The 20,895-nt window shown below is 62.1% G+C and carries 20 protein-coding genes; 10 read left to right on the plus strand and 10 right to left on the minus strand.

What is annotated here, in order from left to right; genetic code table 11:
- Positions 1-22: 22 nt before the first annotated feature.
- Positions 23-682: a CoA transferase subunit B gene (locus tag NR126_RS19390; RefSeq protein ID WP_027620682.1), complete on the plus strand. Its 660-nt coding sequence runs from the start codon at positions 23-25 to the stop codon at positions 680-682.
- Positions 683-708: 26 nt separating this feature from the next.
- Positions 709-1,890 (plus strand): acetyl-CoA C-acetyltransferase, encoded by a 1,182-nt coding sequence (locus NR126_RS19395; RefSeq protein ID WP_256830867.1) that lies wholly within the window; start codon positions 709-711, stop codon positions 1,888-1,890.
- Positions 1,891-2,088: 198 nt separating this feature from the next.
- On the opposite strand, the gene NR126_RS19400 is transcribed toward NR126_RS19395, so the two are convergent.
- Positions 2,089-2,625 carry a DUF4174 domain-containing protein gene (locus NR126_RS19400; RefSeq protein ID WP_105754767.1) on the minus strand — a complete coding sequence of 179 codons (537 nt, stop codon included), beginning with the start codon at positions 2,623-2,625 and terminating at the stop codon, positions 2,089-2,091.
- A gap of 488 nt (positions 2,626-3,113) precedes the next feature.
- Between NR126_RS19400 and NR126_RS19405 the strand changes: the two genes are divergently transcribed.
- Positions 3,114-4,160 carry a methyltransferase domain-containing protein gene (locus NR126_RS19405; RefSeq protein WP_105754747.1) on the plus strand — a complete coding sequence of 349 codons (1,047 nt, stop codon included), beginning with the start codon at positions 3,114-3,116 and terminating at the stop codon, positions 4,158-4,160.
- Positions 4,161-4,203: 43 nt separating this feature from the next.
- Here the strand turns inward: NR126_RS19405 and NR126_RS19410 are convergent, their stop codons facing one another.
- From NR126_RS19410 to NR126_RS19425, 4 genes are all read right to left on the minus strand, one after another.
- Positions 4,204-4,989, minus strand: coding sequence for a sulfite exporter TauE/SafE family protein (locus NR126_RS19410; protein ID WP_027620687.1), 786 nt, complete (start codon positions 4,987-4,989; stop codon positions 4,204-4,206).
- A 106-nt stretch (positions 4,990-5,095) separates the two neighbouring features.
- Positions 5,096-5,803: a tellurite resistance TerB family protein gene (locus NR126_RS19415; protein WP_256830868.1), complete on the minus strand. Its 708-nt coding sequence runs from the start codon at positions 5,801-5,803 to the stop codon at positions 5,096-5,098.
- An 85-nt stretch (positions 5,804-5,888) separates the two neighbouring features.
- A complete protein-coding gene (locus tag NR126_RS19420; RefSeq protein WP_177327289.1) occupies positions 5,889-6,200 on the minus strand; it encodes an AzlD domain-containing protein in 312 nt (103 codons plus the stop codon).
- Positions 6,200-6,898 carry an AzlC family ABC transporter permease gene (locus tag NR126_RS19425; RefSeq protein WP_027620690.1) on the minus strand — a complete coding sequence of 233 codons (699 nt, stop codon included), beginning with the start codon at positions 6,896-6,898 and terminating at the stop codon, positions 6,200-6,202. The genes NR126_RS19420 and NR126_RS19425 overlap by 1 nt, the downstream gene beginning before the upstream one ends.
- Positions 6,899-7,139: 241 nt before the next feature.
- Here NR126_RS19425 and pcsA point away from each other — a divergent pair, with 241 nt between their 5' ends.
- Positions 7,140-7,859, plus strand: coding sequence for a phosphatidylcholine synthase (gene pcsA, locus NR126_RS19430; protein WP_027620691.1), 720 nt, complete (start codon positions 7,140-7,142; stop codon positions 7,857-7,859).
- Positions 7,860-7,865: 6 nt separating this feature from the next.
- Here the strand turns inward: pcsA and NR126_RS19435 are convergent, their stop codons facing one another.
- Positions 7,866-9,437 carry a murein L,D-transpeptidase gene (locus tag NR126_RS19435; RefSeq protein ID WP_027620692.1) on the minus strand — a complete coding sequence of 524 codons (1,572 nt, stop codon included), beginning with the start codon at positions 9,435-9,437 and terminating at the stop codon, positions 7,866-7,868.
- 145 nt (positions 9,438-9,582) lie between these two features.
- On the opposite strand from NR126_RS19435, the gene NR126_RS19440 reads away from it, so the two are divergent.
- From NR126_RS19440 to ppnN, 3 genes are all read left to right on the plus strand, one after another.
- Positions 9,583-10,296, plus strand: coding sequence for a murein L,D-transpeptidase catalytic domain family protein (locus tag NR126_RS19440; RefSeq protein ID WP_027620693.1), 714 nt, complete (start codon positions 9,583-9,585; stop codon positions 10,294-10,296).
- Positions 10,297-10,348: 52 nt separating this feature from the next.
- Positions 10,349-10,750, plus strand: coding sequence for a hypothetical protein (locus tag NR126_RS19445; protein ID WP_027620694.1), 402 nt, complete (start codon positions 10,349-10,351; stop codon positions 10,748-10,750).
- Positions 10,751-10,873: 123 nt separating this feature from the next.
- Positions 10,874-12,247 (plus strand): nucleotide 5'-monophosphate nucleosidase PpnN, encoded by a 1,374-nt coding sequence (gene ppnN, locus NR126_RS19450; RefSeq protein ID WP_027620695.1) that lies wholly within the window; start codon positions 10,874-10,876, stop codon positions 12,245-12,247.
- Positions 12,248-12,294: 47 nt separating this feature from the next.
- Here ppnN and NR126_RS19455 read toward each other — a convergent pair whose 3' ends face one another.
- A complete protein-coding gene (locus NR126_RS19455; RefSeq protein WP_256830870.1) occupies positions 12,295-12,864 on the minus strand; it encodes a YceI family protein in 570 nt (189 codons plus the stop codon).
- 110 nt (positions 12,865-12,974) lie between these two features.
- On the opposite strand from NR126_RS19455, the gene NR126_RS19460 reads away from it, so the two are divergent.
- The gene (locus NR126_RS19460) at positions 12,975-13,913 is read left to right on the plus strand and encodes a class I SAM-dependent methyltransferase (RefSeq protein WP_027620697.1); all 939 of its coding nucleotides are present in this window, start codon (positions 12,975-12,977) and stop codon (positions 13,911-13,913) included.
- Positions 13,914-13,939: 26 nt separating this feature from the next.
- Here the strand turns inward: NR126_RS19460 and NR126_RS19465 are convergent, their stop codons facing one another.
- On the minus strand, positions 13,940-15,142 hold the full coding sequence (locus NR126_RS19465; protein ID WP_256830871.1) for an NAD(P)/FAD-dependent oxidoreductase: 1,203 nt from the start codon (positions 15,140-15,142) through the stop codon (positions 13,940-13,942).
- A 269-nt stretch (positions 15,143-15,411) separates the two neighbouring features.
- On the opposite strand from NR126_RS19465, the gene NR126_RS19470 reads away from it, so the two are divergent.
- On the plus strand, positions 15,412-15,981 hold the full coding sequence (locus NR126_RS19470; protein WP_027620699.1) for an Rrf2 family transcriptional regulator: 570 nt from the start codon (positions 15,412-15,414) through the stop codon (positions 15,979-15,981).
- Between the two features lie 6 nt (positions 15,982-15,987).
- Here NR126_RS19470 and NR126_RS19475 read toward each other — a convergent pair whose 3' ends face one another.
- Both NR126_RS19475 and NR126_RS19480 read right to left on the minus strand, forming a co-directional pair.
- Complete coding sequence (locus NR126_RS19475) at positions 15,988-18,552, minus strand: EAL domain-containing protein (protein WP_051550597.1); 2,565 nt, start codon at positions 18,550-18,552, stop codon at positions 15,988-15,990.
- 534 nt (positions 18,553-19,086) lie between these two features.
- Positions 19,087-20,061, minus strand: a complete 975-nt coding sequence (locus NR126_RS19480; protein WP_027620700.1) for a GlxA family transcriptional regulator — start codon at positions 20,059-20,061, stop codon at positions 19,087-19,089.
- 109 nt (positions 20,062-20,170) lie between these two features.
- Between NR126_RS19480 and inhA the strand changes: the two genes are divergently transcribed.
- Positions 20,171-20,863 (plus strand): isonitrile hydratase, encoded by a 693-nt coding sequence (inhA, locus tag NR126_RS19485; protein ID WP_256830872.1) that lies wholly within the window; start codon positions 20,171-20,173, stop codon positions 20,861-20,863.
- Positions 20,864-20,895: the final 32 nt, after the last annotated feature.

The raw sequence follows: 20,895 nt of genomic DNA on the forward strand, positions 1-20,895 counted from the left end.
ACCGAATGAAGGAATAACAACAATGGCACTTTCCCGCGAACAAATGGCTCAACGCGTCGCCCGTGAAATGCAGGACGGCTTCTACGTGAACCTGGGTATCGGCATTCCGACCCTGGTTGCCAACTACATTCCCGAAGGCATGGAAGTCATGCTGCAATCGGAAAACGGCCTGCTGGGCATGGGACCGTTTCCTACCGAAGAAACCATTGATGCCGACATGATCAACGCCGGCAAACAAACCGTGACTGCGCGCACCGGCGCGTCGATCTTCTCCTCGGCCGAATCCTTCGCGATGATTCGCGGCGGGCACGTCGATCTGACCGTGCTGGGCGCCTTCGAAGTGGATGTGCAAGGCAACATCGCTTCGTGGATGATCCCCGGCAAACTGGTCAAGGGCATGGGCGGCGCCATGGACCTGGTGGCCGGTGCCGAAAACATTATCGTGATCATGACCCACGCCTCCAAGGACGGCGAGTCCAAGCTGCTGGACCAGTGCAGCCTGCCGCTGACGGGCGCCAACTGCATCAAGCGTGTGCTGACCGACCTCGCTTACCTGGAAATCGAAAACGGCGCGTTCATCCTCAAGGAACGCGCGCCAGGCGTCAGCGTCGAGGAGATTGTCAGCAAGACCGCCGGTAAACTGATCGTTCCCGAACACGTGCCGGAAATGCAGTTCGCCTGAACTGCCTGCCGCTGAGGAGAAATTCGATGCAAGAAGTCGTGATTGTCGCCGCTACCCGTACCGCCATTGGCAGCTTCCAGGGTTCGCTGGCGAACATCCCGGCGCCGGAACTCGGTGCTGCGGTTATTCGCCAACTACTGGCCCAGACCGGTCTGGATCCGGCGCAGGTGGATGAGGTGCTGCTCGGCCAGGTGCTGACTGCAGGCTCGGGGCAGAACCCGGCGCGCCAGGCGGCGATTCTCGCCGGCCTGCCCCATGCCGTACCGGCCATGACCCTGAACAAGGTCTGCGGCTCGGGCCTCAAGGCCCTGCACCTGGGCGCCCAGGCGATTCGCTGCGGCGATGCCGAGGTGATCATCGCCGGCGGCATGGAGAACATGAGCCTGGCCCCGTACGTGTTGCCGGCCGCCCGCACCGGCCTGCGCATGGGCCATGCGAAGATGATCGACAGCATGATCACCGACGGCCTGTGGGACGCGTTCAACGACTACCACATGGGCATCACCGCCGAGAACCTGGTGGACAAGTACACCCTGAGCCGTGAGGACCAGGATGCCTTCGCCGCCGCCTCCCAGCAAAAAGCCACGGCCGCCATCGAAGCCGGGCGCTTCGCTGATGAAATCACGCCGATTCTGATTCCTCAGCGCAAGGGCGATCCACTGACCTTCGCCGTCGACGAACAGCCTCGCGCAGAAACCACGGCAACGTCCCTGGCCAAACTCAAGCCGGCATTCAAGAAGGACGGCAGCGTCACCGCTGGCAACGCTTCTTCGCTCAACGACGGAGCAGCGGCCGTGCTGCTGATGAGTGCCGAAAAAGCCAAACAACTCGGCCTGCCGGTGCTGGCGAAAATCGCCGCCTACGCCAACGCCGGCGTCGACCCGGCGATCATGGGCATCGGCCCGGTATCGGCAACCCGCCGCTGCCTCGACAAGGCCGGCTGGAGCCTGGAGCAACTGGACCTGATCGAAGCCAACGAGGCCTTCGCCGCGCAGTCACTGGCGGTGGGTAAAGAGCTGAAATGGGACGCGAGCAAGGTCAACGTCAACGGCGGCGCCATCGCCCTCGGCCACCCCATCGGCGCCTCGGGCTGCCGAGTGCTGGTGTCGTTGCTGCACGAAATGATCAAGCGTGACGCCAAGAAAGGCCTGGCCACCCTGTGTATTGGTGGCGGTCAGGGCGTGGCACTGGCCATTGAAAGAACCTGATTACACCTGAGCATCAAGGTCAGCGAACGGACCCACGATATCCGCGCGCTGACTGACACCCCACCCGGCGCGACTTTGGTTGCGTCGGGTGTTTTTTTGTCTGTTGATGGGTCGTGCGATGAAGTTGATGCTGTGCTGCTGATGACCCCATCGCCAGCAGGCTGGCTCCCACAGGTTTTGTGTCGTTGCGAAGGCCAATCAATCATCCAGCGGCTGTGGTGGCTTCGCCGGTTTGACCGGTTTAGAGGCCTTGGCGCCTTTGGCCGGCGGTGTTTCGGCTACAGGCGGTGCAGGAGGCGCGACTTCTTTTTCAGCGGCCGGCAACTGGTCGATGGTGTCGAATATCGTCTTCGCTACGATTGGACCTTCAAGCAAGGGTTTTTTCTCGCCATCCTTGCCGACCAGCACCACGTTAGTGTCCTTGCTGGCCCCAAGCTTCAGCTGACGAATCAACGCCATGGTGTCTTGCGTGCCCATGTCCTTGCCGTCCCGCTGGCCCGTCAACCCGACCACGGTGAACAACACTATGCTGCGTTCCTGAACGGCTTTTTTGTTGTCCGGCTCATCCAGGGACTTTTTCAGGCTGACCAGCGTCGGGTCGGCGCTGCTCGGCGCGATGACAATAAGTGGGCGGGTCTTGCCGCGTTCCTGGGCCAGTGGCGAGTCGCTGTCTGCAGCCAGTACGGGGCCGACGACAGCGAGCAGAGTAGCGAGGGTCAGTGACCGAATGAGCATGCGCATCTCCTTGTGATATCGACGCTTATGATTGCGCATCAAGGCGAAAGATCCAGTTTTGTTGTCGGAAATTTCAATCACCATGTTGCCAAGCTTAGGTCAGCGGGCCTGATTCGCCACCTGCTCGCGTCGTGCATTGAGCCTCGTGCCGGGCAAGACAAACGGCCATACACGCGCGCGAAATGACAACTACACTCACAGAGTTCCCAGTAGGGGGACGTAGCCAAATCCGCGTCCGTCAGTAGCGTGCCTGCCCATTACCACGTTCACGACGCTGGAACCAATGGCCACTTCGTAAGCGTCCTGTGGGGCCCTGCCCCACAGTGACATACCTGCAGGACGACGACTTCGCGTCCAAACCGCCCGGACATGGTTTATGCCCGGGCATTCGCGTGCGGCGCGTTCCTGTCCGAGCGTTCCGATCATCTATCCGACCACCGCCCGAGCGACCGTACCGCCCTGCGCTGGCCCTTTCAGGAGGCGCGGTTATGGACGAAGGCAAACTGCATGATTTTATGGGCAAGCTGGTGACCGACATGGGCGGCGCAGCGATGCTCGCCAACGTGATCCTCGGTGAAGAACTGGGCCTGTACCGAGCCATGGCCGACAGCCAGCCGATCACCCCCGAGGCGCTGGCCGCCAAGACCGGCTGCAATGCCCGACTGCTGCGCGAATGGCTCAGCGCCCATGCCGCCTCGGGCTACATGGAGCACAGCGACGGGCTGTTCCGTTTGCCCGAGGAGCAAGCTATGGCGCTGGCACTCGAAGACTCACCCGTGTACGTCGCCGGCGGTGCTGGAGTGATCGCCGCGCTGTACCACGACAAGGACAAACTGGTAGCGGCGATGCGCGGCAATGGCGCGCTGGCCTGGGGCGATCATCATCACTGCATGTTCAGCGGCACCGAACGCTTCTTCCGGCCCGGCTACCGGGCGCACCTGGTGGCCGAGTGGCTGCCGGCACTGGACGGCGTGGTCGAAAAACTGCAGGCCGGCGCCAAGGTAGCGGATATCGGCTGCGGCCACGGCGCGTCGACCGTGGTCATGGCCAAGGCCTTCCCCGCCTCCACCTTCGTCGGCTTCGACTACCACGCCCCCTCCATTAGCACTGCCAACCAACGCGCCGCAGAAGGTGGCGTGGCCGAGCGCGTGAAATTCTTCGAGGGCAGCGCGAAAAACTACCCGGGCAATGACTACGATCTGGTGTGTTATTTCGACTGCCTGCACGACATGGGCGACCCGGTAGGCGCCGCCAGACACGCCTATCAATCCCTCAAGCCGGACGGCACGGTGCTGTTGGTCGAGCCTTATGCCAACGACCAACTGGAGCACAACAGCACCCCGGTCGGGCGCCTGTTCTACGCCGCCTCGACCTTCATCTGCACACCCAATTCGCTGTCACAGGAGGTGGGTCTGGGACTCGGTGCACAGGCGGGAGAAGCGCGTTTGCGTGAGGTGTTCAGCGAGGCCGGCTTCGGGCATTTTCGGCGTGCTGCCGAGACACCTTTCAACTTGATTCTGGAGGCGCGCAAGTAGGCGCCAAGGAATGGGCCGGACACTGTCCGGCCCTGTGGGCAAATCAGAACGCCAACTTGTAACCAATGAACAACAGCATCGCCGCCAGGCAAGGACGCAGCACGCCGTCGGAGACTTTACCGGTCAGGTGGCTGCCGATGTAGATGCCGGGCAATGAGCCCATCAGCAGGAAGCCCAGCAGATGCCAGTCCATGTTGCCCATGCTGGCATGGCCCAGGCCGGCCACCAGTGTCAGTGGAACGGCGTGGGCAATTTCGGTGCCTACAAGACGCTTGGTGACCAGGAACGGATAGAGCAGAAACAACGCCACGGTGCCCAGGGCGCCAGCGCCAATCGAAGTCAGCGCCACCATCACGCCGAGCACGGCGCCGGTGGCCACGGTCAGCGAATTGAGTTTGCGATCGCTCAGGTGGTAATGATCACCAGCATGTTTGCTGGCAAAGGCCAGCAGTTGCTTCTTGAATAGAATCGCCAGCGCGGTGAGCAGCAAGACGAAACCCAAGGCCTGCTTGATGATCGCGTTGGTGGCCTGGGCATCGTTATCGATGTACTTGAGGAACAGCAACGTCACGGCCACCGCCGGCACGCTACCGGCCGTCAGCCAGCCGGTGATCTTCCAGTCGATGTTGCGGTTCTTCTGATGAACCAGCACCCCACCGGATTTGGTGATCGCCGCGTACAGCAAATCGGTGCCGACCGCTGTAGCCGGGTTGATGCCGAACCACAGCAGGATCGGCGTCATTAACGAACCGCCGCCAATCCCGGTCATGCCAACAATGAATCCGACAACCAAGCCTGCAACCACAAAACCCAAATTACCGAATTCCATTGCCATACCTTACAGAGCCAGCGTAACGAGCAAAAACTGGCAGGCAGGATAGCGATATTTCTTATAACCACTTATACCAATGTGATCTGACTTTATAACTGATCATTCAGCCGCCCCTAGCCTGTTCCTCCAAATGCAGCTGCAATTGCCCATCGATTTTCAGCGCGGCGGCTAGTTCATCGAGATACGCGCGCTCAGCGTCCTGTTGATCATCCACCAGCATCACGCTGGCCAGGTACATTTCAGCAGCAATTGCCGGATCGGTGGCGGACTGGGCCACTTCGTTCGCATCCAGCGGTTTGGCGACTTCATCGTCGAGCCATTGCTGCAGATCGGGATCATCGGTATGACGGCCGATCTCGGCACTGATCATCTGCCTTTCCTGCTCATCGATACGCCCATCGGCCTTGGCGGCGGCGATCAGCGCGCGCAACACTGCGTGGCTATGGGCTTCGATTTCGGGGCCGGCAAGCAACTGGTCGACCGTCTGCGGCGCCTGTTGCGGGGCCGAGGCCTGATTGCGCTGCCAGGCCTGGTACGCTTGGAACGCCATCATTCCCAGGGAGGCGAGCGCGGCATAATTGGTACCGCTGGAGCGCCCCTGCTGCGGCATACCGCCCCCAGACCCGCCTAACAGCCCACCGAGCAAACCTCCGAGACCACCCGCACCCGCACCGGCTCCGCCCGCGCCACCACCCAGCAGGCCACCGAGCAGACCGCCCAAGTCGCCGAGGCCGCCCTGCCCAGCGCCTTGTGGCGTCGGCGAGCCTTGGCCAGCCCGAAGCAATTGTTCCAGCAGATCACTGGTATTCATGGCGGAATCCTCCTCGATAGCCGTTGTTCAGTCAGGCAACGATAGACCCGCCGGGTAATTACGCCATGACCGTCGGGCTGACGTCCTACCACCACCAGCGCAGGAGAAAAAAGAACGCCATGCTCAGCAGCATGCTGATCAGGGTACTGCGGGTGTAGAGCACCAGGCCGATGGCGACCAGCGAGCTGAGCAGGTAGGGGTTATCCCACTGCAGGTTCAACTGCTGGTCGGGCATGAACACGATCGGCCCACAAATCGCCGTCAGCATGCCCGGTACGGCGAAGCCGAGAAACTGCCGCGCGTTACTGCTCAGGCGTACCGGCAGGCGCGGTTCGAGAAACACGTAGCGGTTGAGGAACACCAGCAAACCCATGCCGACAATGACTGCCCAGACCATCATGTGCGCTCTCCGGAAAACTTGTTGCAGATAAACCCGGCGCTCATGCCCAGCAACCCGGCCAGGACCAGTCCCGAGCCGAGCTGCCAGTAGTGGAACAGCACCGAGAAAAACAGCGACACCGCGACACAGACCACCGTCGGGATGTTGCGCACCACCGGGGTGATCAAGGCGATAAAGGTCGCGGCAATCGAGAAGTCCAGCCCCAGGTGCTCAAGCCCGGGAATGCTGCTGCCGAGGACGATGCCCGCGAGGGTGAACAGGTTCCACGCCACGTAGAACGTCAGCCCGACGCCCAAGGCATACCAGCGATTGAACTGCTGACGGTCGAACTGACTGGTCAGGGCAAACAGCTCATCGGTGAGCAAAAAGCCCAGGCCGACCCGCCAGCGCCCCGGCAACGGCGCCACCACCGGGCGCATGCTCATGCCGTACAGCAAATGCTGGGAAGTCAGGAGCAAGGTGGTCAGCAGGATCGAAAAAATCCCCGCCCCGCCCTTGAGCATGCCGATTGCCACCAATTGCGCCGCGCCGGCGAAGACGATACTCGACAGGCCCTGGCCCTGCAGGGGGGTCAGGTTGGCTTCGATAGCCATGGAACCGGCGAGCAGGCCCCAGGGTGCCGTCGCCAGGGACAGCGGCATCACCGCCGCGGCACCGCGCAGGAACGCACTGCGCGGCAAAAGAGTCTCGGACATAGGGTTCTACAACAGGAAAAAGGGGAACTGAATGTGCCAGCCCGCTTGTCGGCTGTCTTGTACGATCTTGCGCACTTGCACAGCAAGGCGGCCCCTCGGCAGATGAACTATTTTTACTGGAACAGCGAGGTCGCCGCAGACCTCGCCCGGTGAACCTTCTCGTGCAGCTTCCGGTCGATACGTTCAACCCACCTCGGGTTAGCGCTCGTTGCTGGTCCGTTTCATTTGCTGGAGAACGCCCTTGATCTCGACTCGACACATGGCCACGCTCAAAGCCTGGGGTGCCCATGGTTTCACCGCGACCGGCGTGGTCACCGCGTTCCTCGCCACCCTGGCATTGTTCGACAACCAGCCCAAGGCTTGCCTGCTGTGGCTTGGCGTGGCGCTAATCGTCGACGGCGTGGATGGCTCGCTGGCGCGCAAGGTCAATGTGTCGACGGTGCTGCCGCAGTTCGATGGCTCGGTGCTGGACCTGGTAATCGACTACCTGACCTACGTGTTCATCCCGGCGCTGTTCATCTACCGCTATATCGACCTGCCCGCCTACACCCCGCTGCTGATGACTTCGGTGATCCTGGTGTCATCGCTGTATTGCTTCTGCAACGTCAACATGAAGAGCAAGGACAACTACTTCGTCGGTTTCCCCGCTGCCTGGAACGTGGTCGCCCTGAGCCTGTACATCATTGCCCCGTCTGCCTGGGTCACCCTGTTGAGTATCATTGCCTTGGCGTTGCTCACAGTGACCCGGATGAAATTCCTCCACCCGTTTCGCGTGCGCCGCTTCATGCCGATTAATATCGCCGTCACCGCCATCTGGCTGCTCTGCAGCCTGTCACTGGTGCTCGGCCATCCGGGCCTGAATCCCTGGGTGATGGGATTGTGGCTGGCGATGTCGGCCTACTTCCTCGGGATCTGCATCTGGCGCACCCTCGCCGAAGCTTTCGACCAGCACCGCCGTTGATTGCGCCTACAAGGTGATGCCCAGTGCATTGAGCAGCACCGGGTCGCGACTGTAGATGTCCGGGGCATACAGCAAGCGCCCATGGCTGTCGGCCTGCACCGTCCAGTAACCGAGCAGGATCGGCACCGGCGCCGACAAGCGGAATTCATGGGTGCGACCGGTGGCCAACAGCTCGTCGGTGCGCACCCGTTCCGCCGGACTCACCAGCATGTCGCGCAGCTGCAAGGCGTGTTCGACCCGCACGCAACCTGAACTGAACGCCCGTGGACCTTTCTGGAACAGCGCCTGGCTGGGCGTATCGTGCAGGTACACCGAGAATGGGTTGGGAAACCGCACCGCCATCTGCCCCAGCGGATTGCGCGGCCCGGCGCTCTGGCGCAGGAGGATGTTGCCGGGATTGTCCCAATCGACCTCGTCGGCCGACAGCGGGTTGCCGTTGCGGTCCAGCACCTGCAGGTCGCCTCGACTGAGGTAGGACTGGTCTCGGCGAATCTGCGGCAGCTTGTCTTCGCGCATGATGGTCGGCGGTATGGTCCAGGTCGGGTTCAGGGTCAGACGCGTGACGTGGGACTTGAGCAGCGGGGTTTGCCGCTCGGCGCGCCCGACCTGGGTACGCGTTTGCCACACCGGTACGCCGCCCTGCAGCACCGTCAGTTGCGCGGCGGCGATATTTACCAGCAGGCCATCGGGTTCCATGTCCGGGGCCATCCAGCGGAAGCGTTCGAGGTTGATCCGCAGTTGCTCGCGACGCATTGTTGGACTGATGTTCAGCTCGGCCAGGGTGCCGGCGCCGATCACCCCATCGGCTTGCAGCGAATGGTCAAGCTGGAAGCTTTTCACCGCGCTGGTCAGTTGCGCGTTGTACTCGGTGCCGACCTTGGCTGGCAGATTTGTCAGGTAGCCTTCATTGAGCAGGCGCTGGGCCAGGACGGGAACCCGCGCGTCCTGCATGCCTGGACGCAACAGCGGGCCGTCCGGCAGCAACGGCCAGTGAGGCAGCTGTTGCTGGCGTTGCCCGGCGTAGACCTGGCGCAGGCTGCGGTATTGCTCCAGGTGCGGGCGCGCGGCGTCGAAGGCGGCTGCCAGGTCATGCAGGCCAGGGCTGGCAATCGCCAGTAGCTCGGCATTGCGATCCAGCGCCGGTGGCTGTGCGTGCCAAAGCGGCTCGAAGCGGCTTTGCTGCAGGCGGCCATAGCGCAGTTCACGCAGCGCTTGCAGGTAACGCAGGCTGATGCCGATGTCGCTGCACAGCGGCCCGCCCACCGGATCGGCTGGCGGCAAGCGGTAGCGTTCGGGATCGAGGCCGTCATCGACCAGCAACTGGAATTGCCCGAGCAATGCCTTGACACGCGCCTCGTCGGTCCACACCGGAAGATTGTCCTGCTGCTGGTAAAACGCTTGCAGCAAGGCCTGCGCCGAGGCATCCGGGCGCAGCTTGAGGCCGGGGCAATCGACCTGTACCTGGCTGGCCGCCAATGGCAAAGGGCTGGCATGATCCGCCAGCTCATTCTGGGCAGTCGCGACCAATGGCACTGCGAGCAGGTAAAGGCTCAAGTAATATGCGTGCTTTTTGAACAACTGCTTTACTCCAATCCATGGCCGTCACGATTTGACGGTCGACCTCTGCACCCGCTGCGGCAAGCCTTCAGGCTAGCCCATATCGGGGTGGCCGGGGGGCGACAGGAAGTCGGGAGCCAACGATAGTATTGAGGACTCTCTACGCATGCTTACCCTTTTGCGCCGGCTTTGCCTGGCCCTGACCACTCTGGGCGCCATCAGCGCTCCAGCATTCGCCGCCAGCACCAGCAATCAGGCGTTGTACAACAGCCTCGCCCACGCAGCCCCGGAACTCAATCCCCAAGCGTTAAAAAGCGCCCTGAGCGCCATGCAATGTGCCGTCAACGGCGGTGCACAGCGCGCCGAGCACCTGGCCGTCATCGATTATTCGCAACCTTCTACCGCACGCCGCTTGTGGATCTTCGACCTGCGTAAAAAATCCCTGGTGCTGCGCGACCTGGTGGCCCACGGGCAAATGTCCGGGGAAAACTTTGCCACCCAATTCTCCAACCGCGTGGGCAGCTACCAGTCCAGCCTGGGCCTGTTCCGCACCCAGGAAAGCTATCAGGGCGCCCACGGCTATTCGTTACGCATGGATGGCCTGGAACCCGGCTTCAACGATCTGGCGCGTGACCGGGCGATCGTGATCCATGCCGCCGACTATGTGAATCCGTTGTGGAGCGAACGCCAGGGCCGAATTGGCCGCAGCCAGGGTTGCCCGGCAGTACGTCCACAGGTGGCGCGCCAGGTAATCGACAAGCTCAAGGACGGTCAGTTCATGTTTTCCTGGTATCCGGACCAGCGCTGGCTGAAATCCTCGCCTTATCTCAACTGCCAGCCGCGCCAGGTGGCCAGCATCCTCAGCGCCAACAAAGGCTAGATTCACCCGGCAAGGCAAGCAAAAGCGCCCCGCGCTGGCTATGCTCAAAGGCATGACTGCTTCCTTGCCGATACGCCAACCCTGCCCCCCCGGCGCCTGTGATTGCGGACGCGAGTCGTTACTCGAACTGCCCGGCGCCGACCCGCGCATCCTCTACCTGACCCGCCAGGAGGAAAAGCGCCTGCTCGAACGCCTGGAAAATCTCAAGAGTCTGAGCGACCTCGAGCACCTGCAACAACGCATGCGCGAGCAATTGGGCATAGGCGTGGAAATCACCCCCAGTTTCCACGAAGTGAAGAGCATGCGCGGCATCGGCATCCGCTTGCTGGACCAGCCGGGACTGTGCCGCAAAACCCGCCAAGCGATTCCCGCAGCGATTCGCCGAGGCCTGGAAAACCACCCGCAAATCGCCTACGAGCTGCTCAATGCCCACGACTTGCTGCGCGACGCATGACGCGCAGATTTGCATTCATGCGCGTGCGTCTGGAAGATGGCGCAGCACGATCGCTTCGGCGCTGACTATCCTGATGTTATTGAGCCCAGCAGGCTCGCGATCATCGTTCTCAGGGAATTTAGAATGACAGCAAGACAAGTAATCAATGCATCGGTGAGCCCGAAAGGCAGCCTGGAAACACTGTCCCAACGCGAAGTCCAACAGCTGAGCGCCGCGGGTACAGGCAGCATCTACTCTCTTTTTCGCCAGTGCGCCCTGGCCATCCTCAATACCGGCGCCCACGTCGACAACGCCAAAACCATCCTCGAAGCCTACCGCGACTTCGAAATCCGCATTCACCAGCAGGACCGCGGCGTACGCCTGGAACTGCTGAACGCACCGGCCGACGCCTTCGTCGACGGTGAAATGATCGCCAGCACCCGCGAGATGCTGTTCAGCGCCCTGCGCGACATCGTCTACACCGAGAACGAGCTGGACAGCCAGCGCATCGACCTGAGCAACTCCCAGGGTATCAGCGACTACGTGTTCCACTTGCTGCGCAACGCACGCACCTTGCGCCCGGGCGTCGAACCGAAGATCGTGGTGTGCTGGGGCGGTCACTCGATCAGCTCCGAGGAGTACCAATACACCAAGAAAGTCGGCCACGAACTGGGACTGCGCAGTCTCGACGTCTGCACCGGTTGCGGCCCTGGCGTGATGAAAGGCCCGATGAAGGGCGCGACCATCTCCCACGCCAAGCAGCGCATCACCAACGGCCGCTACCTGGGCCTGACGGAACCGGGAATCATTGCCGCCGAGGCACCCAACCCGATCGTCAACGAGCTGGTGATCCTGCCGGACATCGAGAAGCGCCTGGAAGCCTTCGTCCGTGTCGGCCACGGCATCATCATCTTCCCGGGCGGCGCCGGTACTGCCGAAGAGTTCCTCTACCTGCTGGGGATCCTCATGCACCCGGACAACCGTGACCTGCCGTTCCCGGTGGTGTTGACCGGTCCGCGCAGTGCCGAGCCCTACCTGCAGCAATTGCACATGTTCATCGGCGCGACATTGGGCGAGGAAGCGCAAAAACACTACGAGATCATCATCGACGACCCGGCCCAAGTGGCCCGGCAGATGGTCGCCGGGCTCAAGGCGGTCAAGCAGTTCCGCCGCGAGCGCAACGACGCATTCCACTTCAACTGGCTGCTGAAGATCGACGAGGGCTTCCAGCGTCCATTCGATCCGACCCACGAAAACATGGCAAGCCTGCAACTGCGCCGCGACATGCCGGCCCATGAACTGGCGTCGAACCTGCGTCGGGCGTTTTCCGGGATCGTTGCCGGCAACGTCAAGGACAAGGGCATTCGCCTGATCGAGGAACACGGTCCGTACGAGATTCACGGCGATGCGGAAATCCTGCAACCGCTGGACAAACTGCTGCAGGCGTTTGTCGCCCAGCACCGCATGAAGCTGCCAGGCGGCGCGGCCTACGTGCCGTGCTACCGCGTCATCAGCTAAGCGCGTAAGGCTGAAACAGCTCGGGTCCACCCGGACCCGAGCCTCCATCACTGCTCGGGCGCGACCACCCGAAAGTGAATGTTGATCTCGTTCGACACCATGCTATTGGCCCACGAGCCTGTGCCAATCTTGAAGTCGTCGCGCTTGAGCACGAATTGGCCATTAAATACGCCAATGCCGCTCTCGGCCTTCAGGCTCATCTCGGCTTCGATGTCGCGCGTCACGCCTTTCAACGTCAAGTGACCCTCCACGCGATAACGCTCATCGCCCAGCGCGGTGATCTTGCTCGACTCGAAACGCGCCATGGGAAACATCTCGGTGTTGAACCAGTCCGGGGTTTTCAGCTCATCGGTGGCGTCCTGGCTGCCGGCGTCGACGCTGTCCAGCTTGATGGTGATTTCAGTGTGGGCCGCCGCGATGTTGGCCGTGTCGAAATCCAGCTTCGCCTTGAACTCGCCGAAAGTCCCGTACACCCTCGATCCTGTCTGTTTGAAGTTGAAATCGATCTTGCTTGCTTTCGGATTGACCGACTTGTATTGGGCCCCATGAGCATCGCCCAAGCTGCCAAGGGCCAACAAGGCAACCAGTAACGAAATTACGGGGTAACGAGCATTCATGACAGGCTCCGGCCGGCGACCGATGACGGGGATGAAGCTTGAGTGTTGTTCGGCACCGGCCGTTGCGCAAATGATAAACTCCCGCCCCCTTGAATGACCGGCCCCGCTCGATGACCCCAGATGCCCTCGCCACCCTGCACGCTCACCTGCTGACCGCGCTGGCAACGCCCCCCGCTGAAACCCGCCGCCTGTTCCACGGGCGCGGCCGCTGCTGGCCGGGGCTGGAACAACTGACCGTCGACTGGTTGCAAGGCATTGTGCTGGTCGCGGTGTTCAAGGAGCCGGAGCCCGAACAACTGCTGGCCTTGCAGCAACTTCTCCGCCAGCTCAGCCAATCGGCCGAATGGCAGGCCAGCGGCGCCCACAGCCTGTTGCTGCAACACCGTTACCTGCCACAAAGCACCACCGAATGGCTGTCGGGAGAGGAAGTCGAGGACTGGACGCTGACCGAAGGCGGCTTGCGCTACCTCATCGATCTGGGCAAGAAACAGAATGCCGGGTTGTTTCTCGACATGCGCTATGGGCGCAACTGGGTACGCGACAATGCCCGGGGCAAACGGGTACTGAACCTGTTTGCCTACACCTGCGGGTTCTCGGTGGCCGCCATCGAAGGTGGCGCCGAAAAGGTGGTCAATCTCGACATGTCCCGTGCTGCCTTGAGTCGTGGACGCGACAACCATCGCCTCAATGGCCACGACCTGAGCAAAGTCAGCTTCCTTGGCCATGATTTGTTCAAGTCGTGGGGCAAGGTGATCAACAGCGGACCCTACGACCTGGTGATCATCGATCCGCCGTCGTTCCAGAAAGGCAGCTTCCTGCTGACCAAGGACTATCAGCGCGTGCTGCGCCGCCTGCCCGAGTTGCTCACGCCCCAAGGCACGGTATTGGCCTGCATGAACGACCCGGCGTTCGGCCCGGACTTCCTGATCGACGGTGTCACCCGCGAAGCCCCAAGCCTGCGTTTTGTCGAGCGCCTGGAAAATCCACCGGAATTTCCCGACATCGACGCGCAAAGCGGGCTCAAGGCCCTGGTGTTCGCCAGCGAGTAAGCACGCCTACTCGCTGGCGATCAGCCTCACGCAACCGGAATCAGCGGATCCGCTGCCGCCCAGGCCGCTTCACGGTTGGCCGCCGGAGGGTAGATCCACTGGGTGTTGATCTGGGTCTTTAGCGCCTTACCTTCCTCACGCACCAGCTTGACCTGGCGATCCCAGCCTTCGGTGTACACCGCGCCCCAGGCACCGAGATCCAGGCAGGTGACGTATTTGGGCTGGCTGTAGGGCATCGGCTCGACACCGAGAATTTGCGCCGCGACGTTGTTGCCGGCGTGGCGGCCGAGGGAGATGGCGTGCTGGCAGGTCATCAGCGCGTGATTACCGATGTCATCGCTGGCGGCATAGGCCACGTCGCCGGTGGCGAAAATGTCGGGTTGGCCAAGCACTTGCAGGTGAGCGTCAACGTGCAGGCGGCCCAGATGATCGCGCTCAGCGGGAATCTGCTCGGTCAACGAACTGGCGCGCACCCCGGTGGTCCAGACCACGGTGCTGGCGTCGATACGCTGACCATCGGCCAGGGTCACGCCCTGCTCATCGACGGCCACCACCGACGAATTCAACTGCCAGCGCACACCCTGCTCTTCGCTGGCCTCGGCGATGGAGCCGGCGATTTGCGCACCCATGGAGCCACCGACCTTATCGCCGCGATCAACGATGATCACTTCGATATCGGCCTGCTCGCCGAAAATCGCCCGCAGCCGCGCCGGCATCTCCGTGGCGGTCTCGATTCCGGTGAAACCGCCACCGGCCACCACCACCGTGTTGCGTGCCCTGCTATAGGGACGCTCAGCCAGGGATTTCAGGTGATTCTCCAGGCGCACCGCCTGCTCGATCTGGTCGACATTGAAGGCGTGCTCAGCGACGCCTGGCGTGTTCGGCAGTGCCAGGCCACTGCCCGTAGCCAACACCAGTTTGTCGTAGTTACAGGTTTGGAGCGCACCATTGGCATCGCGGTAGCCGACCTGTTTTTGCGGCACGTCGATGGTCTGCGCGGCGCCCTTGATGAAGTCCACCCCCACTGCGTCGAACAGCTCACCCAGAGGCGCGGCCAGTTGGTGGGCGTTGGGCTCGTAGAAGCGCGGACGAACCCGCAACTCGGCCTGGGGCGCCAGCACGGTGACGGCGATCTCACGCTGACCGTGCAGATCGAACAGGCGGGTAGCGCTGAGCGCCGTCCACAACCCACCAAAACCAGCGCCGATAACCAGGATGTGTTGTTTCATTATGAGCTCCAGGTGTGAATCAAGGGATAAAGGGTTCGAGTCGTCTCGATAACTACGACTCTATTGGTCGTAGTTAATCTTGAATAGTCACCTTTCTCGATGATTTCCATCGAAAACCTTGATCAATCCACCGCAGCGGCTCTAACCCTTGAACGACAGAGTTTCACGGAGGATCAGCGATTTCCGTCTGACTTTTAAGTCAATCTGCTTGATTGCATAAGCCCACCCTCGCCCGCTAAAATTTACGACTCATTCAGTCGGAGATGGTGATGTCCCTTTACAGTGCGGGCGTGGAATATGGCATTCATTGCCTGTTGTTCCTGGTGGGCGATGGTGGTGATAGTCGCGAGGCCAGCGTGCGCGATCTCGCCGAGTTGCAGGGCGTGCCCCAGGACTATCTGGCGAAAATCTTCACCAAGCTGGCCAAGGCGAAACTGGTGATGGCGACCGAGGGTGTGCGCGGCGGTTTCAAGCTGGCGCGTCCAGCCGACGAAATCACCATCCTCGATATCGTCAATGCCATCGACGGTAAAAAACTGATCTTCGATTGCCGAGAAATCCGTGGCCGCTGCGCGCTGTTCGAAGAAGCGCCACCGGCCTGGGCGCTGGAAGGCACCTGTGCGGTACACGGAGTCATGCTGACTGCGCAGAAGCGCATGGAGGAAGCCCTCGCCCAGCAGACTATTCTCGACCTGGCCCGGCGCTTCGGGCGCAAGGCGCCTGCCGAGTTCGGTGCGCAAGTCAATGACTGGATGAACGAGCGCCGGGAGAAGAAAGGCGTCGCCAGTCCTCAGGCCGGCGACGGACAGCACATCACGCTGACCGATATCAGTGACTGATAGAGGCTAGTCCAGCGTGGCTTGAGCCGACGCGGTATTGACGGCATGGGGCTGCCCCTGGCTCGCCCGCAACCACTGCATGAACGCCGCGGATGGCAGCGGCAGCGAAAAGAAAAAACCCTGCCCCACCTCGTAGCCCTGCTCCTTGAGAATCTCGTACTGGGCCGCGTGTTCGATGCCCTCGGCCACCACCAGCAACGACAGGCCTTTGCCGATTCCGATCACCGACTCACTGAGGGCCCGACAGGAGGCATCGCGCTCCAGGTCATCGACAAAACTCTTGTCCAGCTTCAGCTCACTGATGGGCAGATGGCGCAAGTAGCCAAGGCTGGAATAGCCGGTGCCAAAGTCATCGATGGCCAGGCGAACGCCCAGGGCATGCAGTTGTGCAAGGGTGTGCTCGGTGCCCACGCTGTTGGACAGCAACACCCCTTCGGTAAGCTCGATGCACAGATCCGATGCCTGCAACTCGTGAAGCTGCAACTGCTGGGCAATCTGCGTTGGCAGGTTCACGCCATGAAAATTGATCGGCGACAGATTGATCGACAACGACGGCACAACCAGGCCCTGCAGCCGCCACTCGGCCAGTTGCCCGCAGGCGGTTTGCAGCACCCATTGGCTCAGCTCATTGATCAGCCCGCACTCTTCGGCCAGCGGAATGAAGCGCTCCGGTGAAATCACACCCAGGCTCGGATGCTCCCAGCGCGCCAGCGCTTCGACCCCTACCAGGGCGCCGGTGTGCAGGTTGATCTGTGGCTGATACGCCAGCTCCAGGTCATCTCCGGCCAGCGCCATGCGCAGCGCGGTTTCCAGGATCAAGCGTTCCTGGGCGATCTGGTTCATCTGCTCCAGGTAAAAACGGCAACTGCCACGCTCGACCCGCTTGGCCTGGTACATCGCAATATCAGCGCACTGCAGCAGGCTTTCCATATCCTGGCCATCAGCGGGATACAGGCTGATGCCGATGCTCGCCGACAACACCACAGAGGTGCCGGCAACACTGACCGGAAAACTCAAGACCCGTTGCAAGCGCTCAAGCTCGCGGGTGACCTCGGTGGCATTGCGCCTGGGCAATACCAGTACGAACTCGTCACCGGACAGGCGCCCGGCAATATCGCCCTCGCGCATCACGCTGCGCAGACGCTGCGCCATGGCCTGCAACAACTCGTCTCCGGCCCCATGGCCAAGGGCGTCGTTGACCTGCTTGAAACGGTCCAGGTCGATAAACAACACCGCCAGTTCGCCCTGCTCCTGCGCCACATCGAACAGCAGGCGTTGCGCCTTGCCGAGCAGGAAACTGCGGTTGGGCAAGCCGGTCAGGCTGTCATAGAAAGCCATCTTGCGAATCGCCTGGCGCGCCTGCTCCCGCTCCAGCGCCAGCATGCACAGGTGCGTACCTGCCGTGACCAGGTGCGCATGCAAGGGATCGGGGCCACGGCATTCGCGAAAGTACAGGGCAAAGGTCGCTGCCACCTGGCCGGTGCTGTTGCGTACGGGGATCGACCAGCAAGCCCGCAAGCCGGACTGCTCGGCCAAGTCCCGGTAATCTGCCCACAGCAGATCAGTGGCGATGTCGGTGACCAGCACCGGTTCGCCACGAAACGCTGCGGTGCCGCAGGAGCCGGTGAACGGCCCGATCGCCAGGCCCTCGATGGCCTGCGAATAAGCCGCAGGCAAGCCGGGACCGGCCAGCGGGTGCAGGATCCCACCGGCGTCGACGCTGAGGATCGACACAATGACTTCCGGCGCAATGCGCTCGATTTCCCGGCACATCAGACTCAGCACACTTTCCAGGGACTGCTCGTTCAACAGCGCGCCGACCACCTTGTCCTGCAGCACTTCGTGCAGTTTCAAGCGGGTGATATCGGTCAGCACCATGATGCTGTGTTCGACCTCGCCACCGGCATCGAACACCGGGCTCGAGGACACATGCACCCACAGCCGCTGGCCGTTGCGCTTGCTGACCAGCGCGCTGATTTCATGGGGATTGGCACCGAACAACTGGGCCAGTTCGGGCAGCTCCGCCGCTCCGGCGTGGCTGTCACCGACAAAGAACATCAGCGGCGATTGCCCCAATAGCGCTGCACCGTCGTAACCGAGCATTTGCAGCAACCCGTCATTGACGTAGACCAGGCGCGCATGCGCGTCGACGATGCAAGTGGCAGAACGGCTGGCATTGATCGACATCGACAGCAGCCGCTGTTCACTGTCCTGCGGGCGAGTGCCGGTAATGTCCTTGAGAAAGAAAGCGCCGAGCTCGCGTCCCTGCAACCTGATGGTCGAGAGCGACATCGCGGCCCAGCGCTCTTCGCCGTCCCGGTGCACAATCGCCAACTCCCGTGAACGGGCGCTGTCGGCATCGCCGTTCAGAGCCAGGGGTATCAGCGTATCGACGTGAGTGCCCAATACCTCCAGCCGGGGGCGACCCCAGAACTGTTCGGCGGCGGCGTTGAAAAACCTGACAAGGCTCTGATCGTCGACCACCACTACGGCATCGCCCCACTGCTCCAGGGTCTGCACGAAAAAATCCTGCGCAGCACTGCGCCCTGCTTGTCCGGCTCTGGTGTCCATTGCTGTCACTTGTCCACTGCCGCCATCGCCCAGCCTCCCTGGCCGTACGTGGGGCGCCAAAAGTCCCCTCAAAACCGGAAGGACCCACTTCAGAAGTCCCGCTATAGACTGCAGAAGAATAGCGAAGAGCGACTGTTATTCACTTTGACCGGAGCGTTGTTCACTGCCTGAAACCTGAGAATAGACGCGAAGTACCGGCGTCATGAACATTTGCGTGAACAGGCTCAACGCCCGGGCCCGGGCGCTATTGTCACACGACTAGCGGTACTTGAGTGTGGTCGGCCACCTTCCTACGATGAATCCACGCAACTGACTGTTTGCTCCAGCAGTTGCGTGAGCGGCGGGTGTTCTAAACCCCAATCAAGCTCGCCGCTGGCTCTACGTGCACCTTGAGCCTCAACGGCTCTACTTTCTCCCCATCAAAGGGCTTTGAGGCTCTTTTTTAAACCGGCGAACCCGCCACGCACGTTCAAGTCCGACCTTAGACCACAATGCCGTTTGCCCTTGGCAAAGGGCATTGTGCTCCTGTTCGCCCTACACAGCCTCACGGGAAAACCGTTCGCGGTAGACCTGCGGGACCACGCCCATGGCCCGCAGGAAACTGCGACGCAGGGTTTCTTCGCTGCCGAAACCACACTGCACGGCGATGCGCTTGATCGGCACGCCGGTGTCGCTGAGTAAACGACGCGCGGTTTCGACGCGGATTCGCTCGATGGCGCGAGCCGGGGTCTGGCCGGTGTCGGCGCGGTAGTGGCGGATGAAACTGCGCTCGCTCATGCCGGCCTGCAGCGCCAGCGCCGCGATCCCCAGATCCAGGTGCAGGTTTTCCGCGATCCAGGCGTGCAGGTCGTCAAAGCGCTTGCCCTGATGTTGCAGGTCGAGGGTCACGCTGAACTGCGACTGACCGCCCGGCCGCTTGAGGAACACCACCAACTGGCGCGCCACCTCCAGCGCCATGGCACGGCCCAGGTCGGCCTCCACCAGCGCCAGCGACAGGTCGATGCCTGCGGTGACCCCGGCCGAAGTCCAGACCGGGCCATCGTTGATAAAGATCGGATTCGGCTCCACGCGCAGTTGCGGGTGTTGCTGCGCCAACTGCTCGCAGCGGCTCCAGTGGGTGACCACCCGCCGCCCGTCGAGCCAACCACTGGCTGCCAGCAGGAACGCCCCGGTGCACACCGAGGCCACTCGCCGCGAACGCATGGCCTGCTGGCGCACCCAGTCGACCAACTGCGGGTTTTGCGCGGCAGCGTAGACACCCCAGCCACCGGAGATGATCAGCGTATCGGACGGCGTGTCCGGCAGCGGATCGGCGAGCATCGCCAACCCGGCCGAAGACAGCACCGCGCCCCCGTTCTCGGCGATCACCCGCGGCTGGTAAGGTGCCGGCAGCCCGCGTTGGGCGGCAATGTCGTTGGCCGAAGCAAAGACTTGCAACGGCCCGGTGACATCCAGCAATTGCGTATTGGCAAAGGCCAGGACGTGAATGGTTTTCGCGGTCGTCGACATGATTGGCGGGATTCGAGGGCTGATTGGCGTGTACGCCAAATCCTAGAGGCATACAGTCAAGTCGTCCACCCACTTCGGGTGCTTACAGGCGAACGCAGGAGCGCATGTCATGACCTTGCAGATTGGTTTTCTGGTATTCCCCCAGGTGCAGCAGTTGGACCTGACGGGCCCTTATGACGTGCTGGCGTCGCTGCCGGAGGTGAAGGTGCATCTGGTCTGGAAGGAGTTGGCCCCGGTCACCGCCAGCACCGGCCTGATCCTCCAGCCGACCACGACCTTTGCCGACTGCCCGGACCTCGACGTGCTGTGCGTACCCGGTGGCAGCGGCGTCGAGCCCTTGATGGAGGATCCACAGACCCTGGCCTTCCTCCAGGCCAAGGCCGCCAAGGCGCGCTACGTCACCTCAGTCTGCACCGGCGCCCTGGTACTCGGCGCCGCCGGCCTGCTCCAGGGCAAACGGGCGACCACCCACTGGGCGTACCACGAATTGTTGAGCCTGCAAGGGGCGATCCCGGTGCAGGAGCGTGTGGTGCGCGACGGCAACCTGCTGACCGGCGGCGGGATCACCGCCGGTATCGACTTCGCCTTGAACCTGGCGGCCGAGTTGTATGGCGATGACGTCGCGCAGTTGGTGCAGTTGCAACTCGAGTACGCGCCGGCACCGCCGTTTGCCTCGGGCGATCCGCGCACGGCCCCTGCTTCTGTCCTGCAGCAGGCAAAGCTAAAGGCTGCCGACTCGCTCAAGCAGCGCACGCTGGTTACCGAACGGGCGGCGGCGCGACTTGCCAGCGTCCGCAGCTGATTATCGAGGCCATAAAAAAACCCGCCGAAGCG

It is taken from the genome of Pseudomonas sp. Pse1 (assembly GCF_024519635.1).
In the GTDB taxonomy this organism is placed as follows: domain Bacteria; phylum Pseudomonadota; class Gammaproteobacteria; order Pseudomonadales; family Pseudomonadaceae; genus Aquipseudomonas.

Bases quoted from the DNA above. Each gene is read 5' to 3' on its own strand.
- NR126_RS19390 (WP_027620682.1), top strand. From the start codon at position 23: ATGGCACTTTCCCGCGAACAAATGGCTCAACGCGTCGCCCGTGAAATG.
- NR126_RS19395 (WP_256830867.1), top strand. From the start codon at position 709: ATGCAAGAAGTCGTGATTGTCGCCGCTACCCGTACCGCCATTGGCAGC.
- NR126_RS19400 (WP_105754767.1), bottom strand. From the start codon at position 2,625: ATGCTCATTCGGTCACTGACCCTCGCTACTCTGCTCGCTGTCGTCGGC.
- NR126_RS19405 (WP_105754747.1), top strand. From the start codon at position 3,114: ATGGACGAAGGCAAACTGCATGATTTTATGGGCAAGCTGGTGACCGAC.
- NR126_RS19410 (WP_027620687.1), bottom strand. From the start codon at position 4,989: ATGGAATTCGGTAATTTGGGTTTTGTGGTTGCAGGCTTGGTTGTCGGA.
- NR126_RS19415 (WP_256830868.1), bottom strand. From the start codon at position 5,803: ATGAATACCAGTGATCTGCTGGAACAATTGCTTCGGGCTGGCCAAGGC.
- NR126_RS19420 (WP_177327289.1), bottom strand. From the start codon at position 6,200: ATGGTCTGGGCAGTCATTGTCGGCATGGGTTTGCTGGTGTTCCTCAAC.
- NR126_RS19425 (WP_027620690.1), bottom strand. From the start codon at position 6,898: ATGTCCGAGACTCTTTTGCCGCGCAGTGCGTTCCTGCGCGGTGCCGCG.
- NR126_RS19440 (WP_027620693.1), top strand. From the start codon at position 9,583: ATGCTTACCCTTTTGCGCCGGCTTTGCCTGGCCCTGACCACTCTGGGC.
- NR126_RS19445 (WP_027620694.1), top strand. From the start codon at position 10,349: ATGACTGCTTCCTTGCCGATACGCCAACCCTGCCCCCCCGGCGCCTGT.
- ppnN (WP_027620695.1), top strand. From the start codon at position 10,874: ATGACAGCAAGACAAGTAATCAATGCATCGGTGAGCCCGAAAGGCAGC.
- NR126_RS19455 (WP_256830870.1), bottom strand. From the start codon at position 12,864: ATGAATGCTCGTTACCCCGTAATTTCGTTACTGGTTGCCTTGTTGGCC.
- NR126_RS19460 (WP_027620697.1), top strand. From the start codon at position 12,975: ATGACCCCAGATGCCCTCGCCACCCTGCACGCTCACCTGCTGACCGCG.
- NR126_RS19465 (WP_256830871.1), bottom strand. From the start codon at position 15,142: ATGAAACAACACATCCTGGTTATCGGCGCTGGTTTTGGTGGGTTGTGG.
- NR126_RS19470 (WP_027620699.1), top strand. From the start codon at position 15,412: ATGTCCCTTTACAGTGCGGGCGTGGAATATGGCATTCATTGCCTGTTG.
- NR126_RS19475 (WP_051550597.1), bottom strand. From the start codon at position 18,552: ATGGACACCAGAGCCGGACAAGCAGGGCGCAGTGCTGCGCAGGATTTT.
- NR126_RS19480 (WP_027620700.1), bottom strand. From the start codon at position 20,061: ATGTCGACGACCGCGAAAACCATTCACGTCCTGGCCTTTGCCAATACG.
- inhA (WP_256830872.1), top strand. From the start codon at position 20,171: ATGACCTTGCAGATTGGTTTTCTGGTATTCCCCCAGGTGCAGCAGTTG.